This window comes from Pseudomonas sp. PHC1 (assembly GCF_046487845.1).
GTDB classification, from domain to species: Bacteria; Pseudomonadota; Gammaproteobacteria; order Pseudomonadales; family Pseudomonadaceae; genus Aquipseudomonas; species Aquipseudomonas sputi.
Genome location: NZ_JBJXHJ010000007.1, coordinates 104610 through 119827, shown reverse-complemented (window position 1 = coordinate 119827; position 15218 = coordinate 104610). Strand labels below are relative to the sequence as shown.

16 protein-coding genes and 1 tRNA gene are annotated in these 15218 nt (G+C 54.5%); 14 read left to right on the top strand and 3 right to left on the bottom strand.

From position 1 onward, the window contains the following. Positions 1 to 23 precede the first annotated feature (23 nt). On the top strand, positions 24 to 1094 hold the full coding sequence (locus ACKJSM_RS12525; RefSeq protein WP_039772670.1) for an AI-2E family transporter: 1071 nt from the start codon (positions 24 to 26) through the stop codon (positions 1092 to 1094). A gap of 34 nt (positions 1095 to 1128) precedes the next feature. Here the strand turns inward: ACKJSM_RS12525 and ACKJSM_RS12520 are convergent, their stop codons facing one another. Then, positions 1129 to 1602 (bottom strand): peroxiredoxin, encoded by a 474-nt coding sequence (locus ACKJSM_RS12520; protein ID WP_236180846.1) that lies wholly within the window; start codon positions 1600 to 1602, stop codon positions 1129 to 1131. Between the two features lie 10 nt (positions 1603 to 1612). Further along, positions 1613 to 2173 carry a glycine cleavage system protein R gene (locus ACKJSM_RS12515; protein WP_007958014.1) on the bottom strand — a complete coding sequence of 187 codons (561 nt, stop codon included), beginning with the start codon at positions 2171 to 2173 and terminating at the stop codon, positions 1613 to 1615. A gap of 313 nt (positions 2174 to 2486) precedes the next feature. On the opposite strand from ACKJSM_RS12515, the gene dapA reads away from it, so the two are divergent. From dapA to ACKJSM_RS12460, 11 genes are all read left to right on the top strand, one after another. Further along, positions 2487 to 3365, top strand: a complete 879-nt coding sequence (gene dapA, locus ACKJSM_RS12510) for a 4-hydroxy-tetrahydrodipicolinate synthase (RefSeq protein ID WP_007958015.1) — start codon at positions 2487 to 2489, stop codon at positions 3363 to 3365. A gap of 17 nt (positions 3366 to 3382) precedes the next feature. After that, the gene (bamC, locus tag ACKJSM_RS12505) at positions 3383 to 4498 is read left to right on the top strand and encodes an outer membrane protein assembly factor BamC (protein ID WP_011332910.1); all 1116 of its coding nucleotides are present in this window, start codon (positions 3383 to 3385) and stop codon (positions 4496 to 4498) included. A gap of 4 nt (positions 4499 to 4502) precedes the next feature. Further along, positions 4503 to 5264 carry an MBL fold metallo-hydrolase gene (locus ACKJSM_RS12500; protein WP_410237640.1) on the top strand — a complete coding sequence of 254 codons (762 nt, stop codon included), beginning with the start codon at positions 4503 to 4505 and terminating at the stop codon, positions 5262 to 5264. A 28-nt stretch (positions 5265 to 5292) separates the two neighbouring features. After that, positions 5293 to 6006, top strand: a complete 714-nt coding sequence (gene purC, locus ACKJSM_RS12495) for a phosphoribosylaminoimidazolesuccinocarboxamide synthase (RefSeq protein WP_007958019.1) — start codon at positions 5293 to 5295, stop codon at positions 6004 to 6006. A gap of 84 nt (positions 6007 to 6090) precedes the next feature. Continuing rightward, positions 6091 to 6180, top strand: a tRNA-Ser gene (locus tag ACKJSM_RS12490). A 1359-nt stretch (positions 6181 to 7539) separates the two neighbouring features. After that, complete coding sequence (locus tag ACKJSM_RS12485; RefSeq protein WP_410237639.1) at positions 7540 to 8046, top strand: hypothetical protein; 507 nt, start codon at positions 7540 to 7542, stop codon at positions 8044 to 8046. Then, a complete protein-coding gene (locus ACKJSM_RS12480; protein ID WP_410237638.1) occupies positions 8043 to 8306 on the top strand; it encodes a hypothetical protein in 264 nt (87 codons plus the stop codon). The genes ACKJSM_RS12485 and ACKJSM_RS12480 overlap by 4 nt, the downstream gene beginning before the upstream one ends. Beyond that, positions 8303 to 8677, top strand: a complete 375-nt coding sequence (locus ACKJSM_RS12475; protein WP_410237636.1) for a hypothetical protein — start codon at positions 8303 to 8305, stop codon at positions 8675 to 8677. The genes ACKJSM_RS12480 and ACKJSM_RS12475 overlap by 4 nt, the downstream gene beginning before the upstream one ends. Continuing rightward, positions 8674 to 10941: a tape measure protein gene (locus tag ACKJSM_RS12470; RefSeq protein WP_410237634.1), complete on the top strand. Its 2268-nt coding sequence runs from the start codon at positions 8674 to 8676 to the stop codon at positions 10939 to 10941. Before ACKJSM_RS12475 ends, ACKJSM_RS12470 begins: the two co-directional genes overlap by 4 nt. Continuing rightward, positions 10941 to 11183, top strand: a complete 243-nt coding sequence (locus ACKJSM_RS12465; protein WP_410237633.1) for a hypothetical protein — start codon at positions 10941 to 10943, stop codon at positions 11181 to 11183. Before ACKJSM_RS12470 ends, ACKJSM_RS12465 begins: the two co-directional genes overlap by 1 nt. Positions 11184 to 11566: 383 nt before the next feature. Then, positions 11567 to 12232 (top strand): hypothetical protein, encoded by a 666-nt coding sequence (locus ACKJSM_RS12460; RefSeq protein ID WP_410237631.1) that lies wholly within the window; start codon positions 11567 to 11569, stop codon positions 12230 to 12232. Positions 12233 to 12663: 431 nt separating this feature from the next. Here ACKJSM_RS12460 and ACKJSM_RS12455 read toward each other — a convergent pair whose 3' ends face one another. Then, positions 12664 to 13608, bottom strand: coding sequence for an AbiJ-NTD4 domain-containing protein (locus ACKJSM_RS12455; RefSeq protein ID WP_410237629.1), 945 nt, complete (start codon positions 13606 to 13608; stop codon positions 12664 to 12666). 288 nt (positions 13609 to 13896) lie between these two features. Here ACKJSM_RS12455 and ACKJSM_RS12450 point away from each other — a divergent pair, with 288 nt between their 5' ends. Beyond that, positions 13897 to 14121, top strand: coding sequence for a hypothetical protein (locus ACKJSM_RS12450; RefSeq protein ID WP_410237627.1), 225 nt, complete (start codon positions 13897 to 13899; stop codon positions 14119 to 14121). 153 nt (positions 14122 to 14274) lie between these two features. Further along, a complete protein-coding gene (locus ACKJSM_RS12445; protein ID WP_410237625.1) occupies positions 14275 to 14835 on the top strand; it encodes a recombinase family protein in 561 nt (186 codons plus the stop codon). The last annotated feature ends 383 nt before the right edge of the window (positions 14836 to 15218 follow it).

Genomic DNA, 15218 nt, shown 5'->3' with positions numbered 1-15218 from the left:
CGTAAATGTCCTAAGGAAAATTGATGTTCAAAGTGTTGCGCGACTGGATTCAGCGCTACTTCTCCGATGAGGAGGCGGTGGTGTTGGCGGTGCTGCTGTTTCTCGCCTTCACCGCGGTACTGACGCTGGGCGGAATGCTCGCGCCGGTGCTGGCCGGGATGGTGCTGGCGTACCTGATGCAGGGGCTGGTGCTCACGCTCGAACGTCTGCGCGTGCCCGGTGGCGCGGCGGTCGGTCTGGTGTTTGCGCTGTTCATGGGCGTGCTGATGGTGTTTATCGTCGTGGTGCTGCCGCTGCTCTGGCATCAGTTGATCACCCTATTCAACGAGCTGCCGGGGATGCTCGCCAAATGGCAATCGCTGCTGTTGTTGCTGCCGGAGCGCTATCCGCATCTGGTTTCCGACGAGCAGGTGCTGCAAGCCATCGAAGCGGCGCGAGGCGAGATCGGCAAGTTCGGCCAGTGGGCGTTGACGTTCTCGTTGTCGAGCCTGCCGCTGCTGGTGAACATCATGATCTACCTGGTGCTGGTGCCGATCCTGGTGTTCTTCTTCCTCAAGGATCGGGCGATGATCGGCGAGTGGGTGCGCGGCTATTTGCCACGAGAGCGGGCGCTGATCACTCGGGTCGCCGAGGAAATGAACCGGCAGATCGCTAACTACATTCGCGGCAAGGTCATCGAGATCGTGATTTGTGGGGGCGTGACCTACATCGCGTTCGTCGCCCTCGGATTGAACTACGCAGCGCTGTTGGCGTTACTGGTGGGCGTGTCGGTGGTGGTGCCGTATGTCGGCGCCGTGGTGGTAACCGTGCCGGTGCTGCTGATTGCGCTGTTTCAGTGGGGCTGGAGCGATCAGTTCATCTATTTGATGGCGGTCTACGGCATTATTCAGACGCTGGATGGCAACGTGCTGGTGCCGTTGCTGTTCTCCGAGGCGGTCAACCTGCACCCGGTGGCAATCATCTGCGCGGTGCTGTTGTTCGGCGGGTTGTGGGGATTCTGGGGCGTGTTCTTCGCGATTCCGCTGGCGACGCTGTTCAAGGCTGTGCTTGATGCCTGGCCGCGCAAGGAGCCGGTGGTAGCGCCGCTGCTTTGAGAATGAATCGGCGCCCGCAAGGGCGCCGACAGCATCAGGCCTTGTTCAGCGCTTGAGCGGCAGCCAGCACGGCATCGACATGTCCTGGCACTTTCACGCCGCGCCATTCCTGGCGCAGTACGCCGTTCTTGTCGATCAGGAAGGTGCTGCGATCAACGCCCAGGTATTCCTTGCCATAGAGCTTTTTCAGCTTGATCACGTCGAACAGCTGGCAGACGGCTTCGTCCTTGTCGCTGATCAGCTCGAACGGAAACGCCTGCTTGCACTTGAAGTTCTCGTGGGACTTCAGGCTGTCGCGGGAGATACCAAAGATTTCCGTGTTGGCAGCCTTGAACGCTGCGTACTGATCGCGAAAGCCCTGGCCTTCGGTCGTGCAGCCCGGGGTGCTGTCCTTCGGATAGAAGTAGATCACCACTTGCTTGCCCTTGAGGGCCGACAGGCTGACAGTCTGCCCGCTGGTGGCAGGTGCTTCGAAATCCGTAACCGGTTGGTCGATGACAACGGCCATGAAAGCTTCCTTACATTGGGTTCTGTGGGCGCCACGGTTCGATCAGTGCATCCAGGTTCATGGCGTCGGCGAAATCCAGGAACTGGTCGCGCAGCCAACTGATCTGGGTGCCGGCGGGCAGGGTCACGGTGAATGTAGCGTTGAGCATGGTGCCGCCGGTCTGCGGTGCCTGATAGGTATCGCAGGTCAGGTTTTCCAGCTCGACGTTGTGATCCATGAAGAACTGGCACAGCTCGTTGATGATGTCCGGACGGTATGCCGAAGACACGTAAGCCACGTACGGCAGGGCTTGCGGACGATTTTCCAGGGCGGCGCTGCGCACCACGTTGACGGTGAACGCATGACGCTTGGCCAGCACCGGCAGGCTGCCCTCAAGGCGGGCCAGGGCATCCCAGCTGCCGGAGACTTCGAGCACCAGCGCGCTGCACTCGCCGTGGCGGGTCAGGCGCGAGGTGACGACCGCGCAGCGGTTTTCATGGCTGGCGCGGCACAGGACGTTGGTCAGCTCCATGGGATTGGCGCCGAGGGCACTGATGACAAGGAATTGTTCGCGAACTGTGGGGGTGGACATGCAGCATTCCTAAAGCGATGAGCGGTCGGTAGGGAGAGGGCGTTGATGGCCGGGGCAATGCCTGTCCGGAAGACCCGATTCGTGTGGCGCTACGGCTCCATGAACAAGCAAGCGTACGGCAACGACACTGGAACGGGGCCTGGGAGGCCGAAACGGGAGACTGGAACCCGGCGTACAAGCTGATCAGTACCGATCAAAGTCTGAAGGGTAGCGAAAAGCGGCGCCAAGGGGAATGGCGGCACAGTACTTCGCTTGTGCAAGCATCTTGGCGCCAGTACCATTACCGCTCTCTTTTTCCGGCAGGAGCGGTTTCATGATTGCGGGCAGTATGGTGGCACTGGTCACACCCATGGATGCACAAGGGCGTCTTGACTGGGACAGCCTCAGCAAACTCGTGGACTTCCATCTCAAGAACGGCACCCATGCCATTGTCGCGGTCGGCACCACCGGCGAGTCGGCAACCCTTGATGTAGAAGAACACATCGCCGTCATCAAAGCCGTGGTCAAACAGGTTGCCGGTCGCATTCCGGTGATCGCCGGTACCGGCGCCAACTCGACCCGCGAAGCCGTCGAGCTGACCCGCAACGCTAAGGAAGCCGGCGCCGATGCCTGCCTGCTGGTCGTTCCGTACTACAACAAGCCGACCCAGGAAGGCCTGTACCAGCACTTCAAGCACATCGCCGAAGCGGTCGACATCCCACAGATTCTTTACAACGTTCCTGGCCGCACCTCCTGCGACATGCAGGCCGAGACCGTGATCCGCCTGTCCACCGTGCCGAACATCATCGGCATCAAGGAAGCGACCGGCGACCTGAAACGCGCCAAGGCGATCATCGACGGCGTGAGCAAGGACTTCATCGTGCTGTCCGGCGATGATCCGACCGCCGTCGAGCTGATCCTGCTGGGCGGCAAGGGCAACATCTCCGTCACCGCCAACGTCGCCCCGCGCGAAATGGCCGACCTGTGCGAGGCTGCGCTCAAGGGCGACGCCGAGACCGCACGGGCCATCAACGAAAAACTGATGCCGCTGCACAAGGACCTGTTCATCGAAGCCAACCCGATTCCGGTGAAGTGGGCTTTGGTCGAAATGGGCCTGATGCACCAAGGCATCCGCCTGCCGCTGACCTGGCTGAGCGCTCCTTGTCATGAAACGCTGCGCTCGGCCCTGCGCCAGTGCAACGTCCTGGTTTAATTGAGGAAGTACAACGCATGAAGCGAATGGCCGGACTTTCCGCACTTGCCTTGATTATCTCCAGCACCAGCGGCTGCGGATGGATCTGGGGCCCGGAAGGTTATTTCCGTGACCGTGGTAGCGACTACCTGGAAGCGCAACAGACTGCACCGATGCAACTGCCACCGGACGTCAGCACCTCCAAGCGTCTGGATCCGCTGCTGCCGATCCCGCGCAACGTGGCCGACGACACCGCCAAGGGTGAGTACATCGTTCCGCGTCCTCAACCACTGTCGACCGTGGCCGATGCCAGCGACTACTCGCTGCAGAAGAGCGGTGATTCGCGTTGGGTCATGGCCCAGCACCCGCCGGCCGAAGTCTGGCCAGTGGCGGTGCAATACTTCCAGGACAACGGTTTCCGTCTGGATGAACAGCGCCCGCAAACCGGCGAATTCACCACCACCTGGCAGCATTCCGACGAACTGTCCGCCGCCATGGCCAAGCGCCTGAGCGCCGCCGGCGTCAGCACCGACAGCGAAACCCGCGTGCGGGTACGCATCGAGCCGGGCGTGCAGCGCAACACCAGTGAAGTCTATGTGGTCAGCGCCGAGCGTCCTGCCGGCAGCACCGCCAATGTCGATTTCACCAACCGTTCGGTCAACACCGGCCTCGACGCTGCGCTGGTCGACGACATGCTCGCGAGCATGAGCCGTACCTCCGAGAAGGGTGGTTCGGTGTCGATGCTGGCTTCGCGTGATTTCGATACCCCAAGCCGTGTCAGCCTGAGCGAAGACGGCAGCGGCAACCCGGTACTGAACGTCGGTACGGACCTGGATCGTGCCTGGTCGAGCGTCGGCCGTGCGCTGGAACAAGGCGAATGGCGCGTTGAAGACATCAACCGCAGCCTGGGTCTCTACTACATCAACTTGTCCGAGAAGGCCGAGAAGAAAGACGAGAAGCCTGGTTTCTTCAGCAGCCTGTTCGGCAGCGCACCGACCAAGGAAGAAGTTGAGGCCCGTGCCGAGCGTTATCAGGTTCGCCTGAGCAAGGTTGGCGAGAACGTTCAGGTGACCGTCGAGAAAAACATCAACACCGTCGCGCCGGCCGATGTGGCGCGCAAAGTGTTGAGCGTGATTCAGGACAACCTGGGCTGATCCAATGCGTTTTGCCGTTCTCGGCAGCGGTAGCCAAGGGAACGGCACGCTGATCGCCAGTGCTGATACGTATGTACTGGTGGATTGTGGTTTTTCCCTGCGGGAAACCGAAAAACGCCTGTTGCGCCTGGGTGTGAACCCGGCGCAACTGAGCGCGATACTCGTAACCCACGAACATGCCGACCACGTGCATGGCGTGGGTTTGCTGTCTCGGCGCTACAATCTGCCTGTGTACCTCAGTCGCGGCACACTGCGCGGGATGCGCAAACCGATTGAACCTGCCGGTTTCGTGACCGGTGGCGAGCAGTTGCAGATCGGTGCTCTGAACATCGGGGTCATTGCCGTGGCCCATGATGCGCAGGAACCGACCCAGTACGTATTCAGCGATCAAGAGCAGCGGCGCTTCGGCCTGCTGACCGACCTGGGTTCCTACTGCGAGCGGGTGCTGGACGGCTATCGGGACCTCGATGCGTTGATGATCGAGTCCAACCATTGTCGCGACATGCTGGCCCGTGGTCATTACCCGTACTTTCTCAAGCAGCGGGTCGGCGGCGTGCTGGGACATTTGAACAACCATCAGGCGGCATTCCTGGTGGCCGAGTTGGGCTGGCAAGGCCTGCAACACCTGGTCCTGGCCCATCTGAGCAGCAAGAACAACCTGCCGCAGCTGGCCCGGCAATGTTTTGTCGACACCCTTGGGTGCGACCCGGACTGGCTGCAACTGGCCGATCAAGATTCAGGGCTCGACTGGCGCCACATCGCCTAGCCCATCTACTTAGCAAGCGGAGCCCATCATGGAAAAACGTGAAGAACTCTACCGCGGCAAAGCCAAATCGGTTTACAAGACCGACGACGCTGACCGCTTGATCCTGCTGTTTCGCAACGACACTTCGGCGTTCGACGGCAAGCGCATCGAGCAGCTCGACCGCAAAGGCATGGTGAACAACAAGTTCAACGCCTTCATCATGCAGAAACTCGAAGCGGCCGGTATTCCGACCCAGTTCGACAAACTGCTGGCCGACAACGAAGTGCTGGTGAAAAAACTCGACATGATCCCGGTCGAGTGCGTCGTGCGTAACTACGCCGCCGGCAGCCTGGTCAAGCGTCTGGGCGTCGAGGAGGGCATGAAGCTCAACCCGTACACCTTCGAACTGTTCCTGAAGGACGACGCCAAGGGCGACCCGTTCATCAATGAATCCCACGTCGTCGCCTTCGGCTGGGGCACCGCCGAGCAACTGGCGCGCATGAAAGAACTGTCGCTCAAGGTCAACGAAGTCCTGAGCAAACTGTTCGACGACGCAGGCCTGCTGCTGGTGGACTTCAAGCTTGAATTCGGTGTGTTCAGCGACGGCTCCATCGTCCTGGGCGACGAATTCAGCCCGGACGGCTGCCGTCTGTGGGACAAGGACACCAAGAAGAAGATGGACAAGGACCGCTTCCGCCAGGGCCTCGGTGACGTCATCGAAGCCTACGAAGAAGTCGCCAACCGTCTGGGCGTACCGCTTTAATCGACGCAAGCATCTGATAGCACGGAAAAAATTTCGTCTGGGGGTTTCCCATTCAGCGAAAGTGTTGTTATGATGCGCGCCGTTGGAGAGATGCCAGAGTGGCCGAATGGGACGGATTCGAAATCCGTTGTACCTTCACCGGTACCTAGGGTTCGAATCCCTATCTCTCCGCCATACATAGAAAAAGCCCCGTAGATTAACGTCTCGGGGCTTTTTGCATTCTGGGATTCTACGTAACCTTTCTACGTAAAATACCCGCCGCTACAGACCCTCCTGAGCGCTCCTACAGAGTCTATTCTGTCATTCGCACTCATCGCCTGCGTCGAACCGTCTCAGCGCCTATGCGGGGTCGTGGGGCGTCAAGCGGGAGCGGGGGGGGGGGGGGGGTAAGCAGAGGGTGGTCGGGGGGAGTATTTAAAAAGCCTCATACGCTGAGGCTTTCCTGTTGCAACGCGTTTTAAGCGTAGGAGATCAGCTTCCACGTGACAGCTTTGCCGTTATGTGGTGGAAACACGTTGCCTTCCGCGAATGGCCCTGTGGTAGAAGGCGAGTCTTGCGTTTGCCATACACCGCTTTCAGGTGACTTCTCGCCGGTTTTGCGGGTAGTTCCGATTGGTGACTTGCTCATTTTTATATCCCCATGGCAGGTATTGCTCAGGCTGCAACACGCAACCTGAAAGCAACAAGAGCGTAGCTTGGATCCAAGTAATAGCAATGTGACTTCTCTTTTCGAAACAAACCAATGGTTGGTGACGATTCAGGTCGGGAGGCAGGGCGCTCAGCAAGTCGCCGGTAGAAATTAATTTCATTGATGGCACAAATTTTGCTTGACAACTAACTGTTTGTAGTGTAAACTAGGAAGTAAGAGATACAGGTTTTTTTCCATTCTTTTCGTCCCTCACAGCACCAAACCAAATTCCAGACCACATACCGGGCCAGCCGAACGTTGAGCGCGGTATTCGTGCGTCCAGATTTCAACGAACATCAAACTGAACCCGCTACTGGCGGTGTTCCGTTCGCTGTAGGCCGAAGGTTTCCACAGACCTCTCTAATCGCACAAGCAAGGCGATGGCCGTTTCTTGCTAGACCGGGCTTAGTTCACCCAGTGCGTCGTCTGATAGGGGCGATAGGTCGAGATACTCTGTCAAACTGGCTTCCTCCCCTTGGGAGTGTCAACGCCGAAACAACTCCGGCTGGCCACGAGAGTTGAGAGGGGTTCCTAGCTTTCCCCTCGCTCCAAATTAAATGCTGCCTCCTTCAAGGCAACTCTTGTTGGCCGAGACTTAAACACTCTCGGCCAAAATTTTGTGCTGCAAAGTCCGCGTTACAAGAAAACCAAATACCAAAGGAGCCAATATGGCAAAAGTCACATACCAGCCTTGTGCTGTGTGTAGTACCAAGTTTCCAGTAAGACCCCAAGCCCCCCACGCTAAATTTTGCTCTACCAAGTGCCGAGTGCAAAGTCATAGGCAAGACAAGAAAATCGGAACACCCATAACACCACAACAAACCCAAAATGAAGGAAGCAAAACCATGAGTCAATTGTTCCAACCAGATGCAGCGCATCTTAAACGTCTACAAGACTTCGAAGTAGGTCAGTACAACACCCGCACCCAATGTAGTATCCAAGGCCGAGAACAGCTCGGCATTATGGAAGAGTTTGAGGTGCAAGGCTTGCAACAAGCCCTCGATAAATACGTCGAGCTTGTCGCTCAAGGCTTCGCGCCGACTGGCGAGATTACCCATCTGCCCAAACTGATTGCAGGGCCAACAGTGGATTGGGTAATCCTCTCGCTGCGTAAGCCAGAATCACAAATCGAAAAAGATATCGCTCAAATCAAGTCTCAAGTTGAGCAGGATTATTTGCAGCGCTTGGAAGCTGACAAAGCAGCGTGCGTGGCTAAGGAAGTTGAATCGCTCTTGGCTGGCGAGAAGCGCAGAAAGCAACAGGCCGAACTTGACGCCAAGGCAGCACAAGAAGCCGAGGAATACGCCCGTGTTGAAGCTGAAGTGTTGGCAGCTCTTGGAGGTAAACAATGACCGATAAAATCGATCCGAGCACTCTATCGGGTACGGAGCTTTTGCTCAGACTTAAATATGCGAAAGATACCCTCGCTACAAGCTCGCCAGAGGCTCTGCAAGACGCTGTATTAGATGGGGCGCTACCAGCGTATAAAGATGTGATTAAGGCCTCTCAAAACGAAGCAGAGAGCGATGCAGAGATGCTGTTACTACAAGAGCGTGCTCGTAAGTTAGTGGAATCCGTTAAACAAGCCCATAAGAACAAAGGAAAGCAATGACAGAAACTGCTACACCGAAACAAGAGCTGAAAAAATCTCCGCAACATCACAGCATCACCCGCATGACTGGCCACCCCAAGATTCGCATGTTCGCCTGTGCAATGGGTCAATGGCTCCGCAAGTGCCACGGATTCGCTGTCGATTACTCTTACCGCTGGGTTAAAACTCAGGATGGATCTATCTACTTCGCCTTATCAGGTTCCCGCAGCGTGCAAACCGTCTTTGCCGAGTACCTAGAAAACAATCGAGGCGATTACTACGACAGTGCGACCGTAACGCAATACGGGAATAACTCAGTAGCATTCAACCGTGCATTCGCCAGACTCATGGAATTGAAACATGGCCTTGGCGCTTACGGTGAAACGAAATGAGCATTCAAGAAGAAATTGCACGTCTGACCGGTAAGCTGGTATTCGAAGTCTCAAGCGCGCCGCTGACTAAGTTTCTCGGAATGCTCAAGACCGCTGAAACTGCTATGGCACGTGTTGGGAAAGAAGCCCAGCAACTACAGGCTCAGTTGAATAAGACTTTCGGAGTGTCAGGCAAGGGCCTGGGATCAGAGCGAATCAAGCTCAATGCCGACATCCGTAGATCATTGGACAAAGAACTCGTCACTGAAACCAAACTATCCAAACTACGCCGTCAACAGTTTACAACACAGCTTGCCGAGCAGCGCCTTATCAGTGCAGGAACCCGTCAAGAGGGGCTGTTGCAAAGTAATGCGCTCAAAGAGCAAGTGGCGCGTGCGGTGCTTCAAGCTAAGCAACACAAGGCACAGCAAGAGGCTCTGAAAGTTGAATTAGGCCGTGCGAAGGTTCAAGCCAGTGCCGAACAGTCTCAGCTTCGCCAAGCGAGATTGGCTGACGTTCTGCAAAAACGTCAGGCTCGAACAGTAGAGCTTCAACGAAAAGCAGCAGCACATCAAACAGCTTTGCAGCGTGCCGAAGCGGCTCTACAGAACGCCCGTGCTAGTGGCATTCGCCAAGCCGAACGATACGAAGCTTCTAAGGCTGCGGCTGCTGTACGTGAAGCCCGAGCGGCGGTTAAACACGACCAATCAAACCAGCGTTTTGCCTTTCAGGCTGAGCGTTTCGCCGCATGGAAGGCCCGTCAGGATGCGCCAAAGGAAATGGGCTTTGGTGGTCTGGCCGTGGGTTTCTCAGCTGCGTCAGCAGCGGTGTACAGCCTTGTGAAAGGCATTGGATACCTGAACGAAAGGATTCAACAGCGTCAGGAGAGTGCGAGTACGGCAGAGCAATTCAATACAGCTCTTCAAAGTGCTGGCGGCAAGAATCCAGCAAACCAGAAGTTTGCTCGCGATCAATTCATCGACATTAGCAACCGCTATGGGCAAGAAGTGTCGGTCGAGACAGGGAAGAGCTTCGCGCTGTTTATCCAAGGGCAGCTGGCACTCGGCAAGACGCTCACCCAAGCCACCAAGATGTTCGAGGATCAGTCTGCAACGCTATTAGCCGCCGGGGCAGATAAGGAACAGGCTAAGCGCGCTGCATACCAGCTCAACCAGATCAGGGCAAAGGGGAAGCCTGAGGGAAGCGACGTAAACGATTTGTTTGACGCCGTGGGCGGTGTCGTTGCCGCTTCAATTCGTCAGGCAGCGGCCACGCGTTTGAACTTCAAAGGCAAGGTGGAAGAGCAGGCCGGTTGGTTCAAGCAGTCTGTAACCGATGGGAAGATTAAGGCTGCTGATTTTGATCAGGGTATGACCAACTTCCTGAACGGTAACAGGGATCTTCTCGCCAGACAGATGAACTCCATTGCAGCGAATCAACAGCGGGCAGAAAACCAAGCCTATCTGAATGACAACGCAGCGAATACTAACTCTGAGTTGAAGGCGGTCATTCTGGATCGAATCAAGGCAGAGAATGAGTTGAATACGGCAATGCAGCCTTTGAAGAACACGCTGATGGAGTTCGACCAAGGACTTACCAAGTTCAACACATCGTTGATCCGTATGTTAATCGGACACGATGCAAATGGTAACTCCACGCCAAATGCCATGCAGAAAGATCCGAATGCTCTACCGGGTACGGTTGGTGCAGCACTTGGCCCAAGATTGAAACCAGCGTCGCCGAATGCTCAAGCAGATTTGGATGAGCGTGCAAAGCCCGGATTGTTGAATGGCCTACGTCGTCTATTTACAGGTGAATCCGTTGCAAGCGATCAGGCGAAAGCCGATGAAAACCGAGAGCGCTGGGCAGGAAGTATCAATCCTGTTGAGCTGATGAATTTTGATGTGTTTCGTATCGGATCTCCTGATCTTGGCAAAGACCCTGAGAATCAGGCAGATGGAAGCTTGAGGCAGTTCCGTTATCAGCCGATTACATCAAGCGATGTTATGCAAGCAGCTAATGAGAAAGTGCGCTCGGGACAGTTTGTTCAACCGGCCTACATTGCTCCCGGTGATTACACTAATACCGCTTCAGGCAAAAGCCATAACGGGAACATCGATCAATCAACGCACACGGATATCAAAGTCGATGTAACGGTTAACGCTCTTGATCCGAATGGAAATGCATTAGGCGAGGCTGTAGGGGAGGCTGTTGGGAAGAAGGTTGACGACAGGATGAGACAGATCCTCCAAGAAGCTAGAGCACAACAGAAGGAGATTGAATGATGAAATCGATTATTAAAAGCATAATCTTCTCCTGTGCCTTACAGATCGTGGTAGGCGGCGTGTTCACCACTTACATGTTGGATCGTGCAAGTGCTCTATCCCATGATTACACCGATAATGCATTGCGATTGCAATACAATCAGTTGCAAGTCCAGTTCTCGGATGAGCGCAGTTCAATGAAGGAATACGTGGAGAAAATCGTTGCTCTCCGTATCAACCAATCACAAGGCGCCAAACAATGAAGCAACTCTACACAAGTGCAACGGGGGCGGCGAAAGCCGCTCACTATTTCTCCCGCCTCCTACGACGCCCTGTAATGCGCTATATGGCGCTTAATAAATATGGGGCGCCACTCTGGGTTGTCTCGTTAGATAGCAATCCCCATAACGCACCACAGGAGGCCTGAGCTGTGGTTTGAGTTGCCCCAACTACCAGTACTAAATACAACTTGACAAAACAGGGGCAAGAGGCGTATAAAAGCGCTCTTTCCAGCAGTCCGCACCGAACGTTCTCGACACACTACAGAGTGATGTCAGGCGTCGGTTTCGTGCTGCCTGAAATTTGACCCTACCCAACACCAAGAGGCATCTGCCTATGACATGAACTGAATACAGGAGACACAGAATTGGATAACCAATCATCGCTGCCGCGACAATGTCACACCAGTAACATCGATGGTTTCAGAGTCGATCAGGAAACTGGGGAAATTTACGGTGAGTACGTCATTACTGCGTACACACCTACACAACAAGATTACGAACTACCTCAACCCGCTATCGATGGCATACAGGAACGCTACCTGATTGATCCAGATTCTCATGTGGTCGTCGGAGACTTCGAACCGAGCGTAATCCCTGTCGGCGTTATTGACTTGGATGCGGTGAGGGCCAGGCGAGGGCCTAAGCCGAAGGTCTTCGTAAATACACTCGCACCTTACGTTCAAGTGGCTCATTCCGAGGGTATGCAGTGGCTGGATGACTTTGTCTACGGTGCTTGTTACACATCAGGCGGAACGAGTAATGGAGCGCTTAATGTCTCGCCTACCGATGTTCTGAGGGTGTGTATGTTGCCCATCATCAGCACGGAGACCGTTAGGTCTGTGATTCGAGTACGTAGCTTTGAACCAGTCTCTGAGAGTCAGGCAAGACGTATTGCCAATGCGGCAAAGTTCGCTATTGGCGGTATTGACCTCTACCTTTCACGCAATCCCGAGGTTATGGACGCTCTACGTTATGAGGTTGATTTCATCGCGTCGTACAGGGCTTCACTGGTGGAAGATATGACCGCTTGAAATACACGCGGATAAGAGAGAGAAGCGAACGACCCTAGACCGTAGGTCTGAATTAATTACACGCGGATATAGAAAACGTCAGTGCGTGAGCACTAATGTAATCTCACCGTTGAGAGAGCGTTAGTCGCATCGTCCCGATTCAGGATCAGCTTACAGTCCAATACACCAATATCAACACACATCAAAGCTCTTTGCTTTTGATCTGCTACACCGAAGGTGACGTGCAATCACTATCAGCGTCCGCTGATGGGTTACTACTGAATGCATCCGCATTCGTTTATGCACCGAAGCAAAAGGCAAGATCAAAGGCAAGAGCTGGATTTTTGTTTATTTGTATTTGTGTCGAGGTATACGCGGAGGGTAGTCGGCGGTCACGCCATAGCTGAATCTACGTGAAAGCTAAACGCTTTCGGTGTGACCACCAACACACATCAGTCTTCGACGCTGTCGATTGCGAAGTTGATGAAGGCTGAACAACAGATGAGCATGAAACGAGCGTCAGCTTTAGTTGGTGCAGTGGCATTGTCTAACAGTGCATGCCTAATACCACTCGCATCACTGGTGTAGCCATAGAGGGTGAGGAATGCCGACTTCAAGCTCCCGTGCAGATTGTGCTTGGTCTCAAGAATCTTGAGTGCCTGCCCTAGCGTAGCCTTGTCATCACCAACGAGCCTTTTCGCAAGGGACTCAACAGCACTGATGCTTTCTTTGATTGAGTTGCGATAATCAGGGCTCTGACGATCATTCAGCAAGCCAAGTGCCCTTTTTAGATGAGTAGTCACACCGGCATACTTAGTCTCTGAAATGGCTTTCTCGACCTCAGCAATCTCTTCTTTGGAGGTGATTGCAGTTATTTTCCCATCTACAAAGCGATAGGCTGAGTTCTCAGATTCCAGCAGGATATTGCAAGAATCCATAAAGTCTACGACTCGATTACCGTTGTGGCTTCTTTCTCCGGGCCCATGCTCAACAATAAACTCCAGAAAACTATAAATACGATGCCACTCATCAGAGAAATGCCTTTTTCTGACCGCAGCTAAGAAGAAATTCCAGTTTTCCGGTATCGCGTCGATCGGAGCTTTATAGTGAAGACTGTACAAAAGTTTTGCAAAAAGAGAGAAATTAGAACCTCGCACGGGCTGCTCATAGGCGTAGGGAGACTCATACTCCAGCCAAAACCAGTTAGTCAGTTCATTCCAGAGACCAACCCTTAAGTCATCATCCATGGAGTCAATCTGTGCCAATTTTTCAGGCATCAATCCCATTCGCTGTGAGAAATCCATTGCCACCTCAATCATGTTGTCGCTTTTATCGGTCAAAGCTGGCCGCGTGCTGATAGCTCCATTGTACATGCTGGCGGGTAGCCAGTTGGTCACAGGGAATAACTTCTAGAAACCACCCTAAAACCCACGGTAAACCATGCTGCTATCGCTGGTTATAACCATGCAGCTGGTTAGACCACCGACCTATAGGCCAGTGTTTCCGTGGGGTCTAGTGAATCTGGGTCAAGCTCGATCCGGTGAGACCGCTTCAATCCGAAGTTTCTTCGCCAAAACGGCAGTTTTGAGCCGGAATCACCGATTTCTGCAAATTCACGACATTGACAGGCGCTGAACGGGGGACTTCACTTGATGGCGCCCCTATCGGGCTCAAGGAGAGTTCAAATGACCGTATATGGCACAGAAGCACTTCGGGCTTTGCTAGGCAAGATTCAAGAGGGGCAGATCGACGTGTCAGGGGATGAGGTCGGTGTCTTTGAAAGACTGTTGCAATTGGGCTTGGTATTTTACAACGGCGATGGCAGTCCTGATGGGTACAAGGGTGTTTGTACCACCCGCGAGGGTGACCTTTACATGCTGAATGAAACTCCGTACCCGCCGATTCCCTAGTGTCATCAAACGACCGTTAAACGATACCGTCTATCCGATGCCTACATAGGTATCATCAAGTGCGGGTTTACAGGTTATTGATACTCATGCATTATGATCCCTCCATTGTTGATACCTCGCCAGCGGCGTGAGGAATATTAGGAGGGTGAGTAAATGAGTCGTCTATTCGGATACGGTCGCGTCAGTACGACGGAGCAGAACACCGACAACCAACTGGTGGCGCTCACCTCTAAGGGTTTCGATATCAAGCCCACCCGCTGGTTCTCTGAACAAATCAGTGGCGGCGTACCAGCCCTCCAGCGTCCCCAGTTCAGCAAGATGGCCGAACGCATGGAGACGGGTGACACGTTGGTGGTGCTGAAACTGGATCGGCTAGGCCGTGACGTGCAAGACGTTCTCGCCACCGTTTCCAAACTGGCAACGGATGGTATTCATGTCCGTAGCCTTGATCTTGATGGTGTAGACCTCACCAGTGCAGCCGGGAAGCTACAGCTAACAGTTCTCGCAGCAGTTGCAGCCTTTGAGCGTGATCGAATCAAGGAGCGCACCAAAGAGGGCCTTGCAAGGTCGAGCAAGAAGGGTGGTCGTCCAGTGGCTACAGACACCACGGAAGCGGTGCAAAAGCTCAAGGCTAAAGGCATGACACAGGCTCAGGCAGCAGCCGAACTCAAGGTGAGCTTGCCCACCATCAAGAGACATTGGAACAAGGTTTGAATTAGACCCTGTACACCCACATCAGCCCGCCTAGAGCGGGCTTTGTTGTGTCTATCAGCTCGCTTCGTCTCCAGGATTGCGTGCCTCTGAGAGCGTCTGAGAACGCTGCGCGGCGTTAGGTTATTTCTACTTTTTCAGCGTTTGGATAAGCCCCTGTCGAACGCCGTTAAGCAGCGTAAGCAAGACTGAGCCGATCTTATTTTTCAGACGCAAACGCAGAAGCTGAGGAACAGTGCTCAGTGGATTTTGGCGGGGGCCAGGTTCTGAAAATGTTGTGCGGGTAGGGCCACCAAATCAGCACAAGCTTGGTGGCTTGTCGCTAACCGTTAGCGTGGTGGGCTACGGTGGTGGTGACACACATCCTCCCACTCGCCGAAACGAAA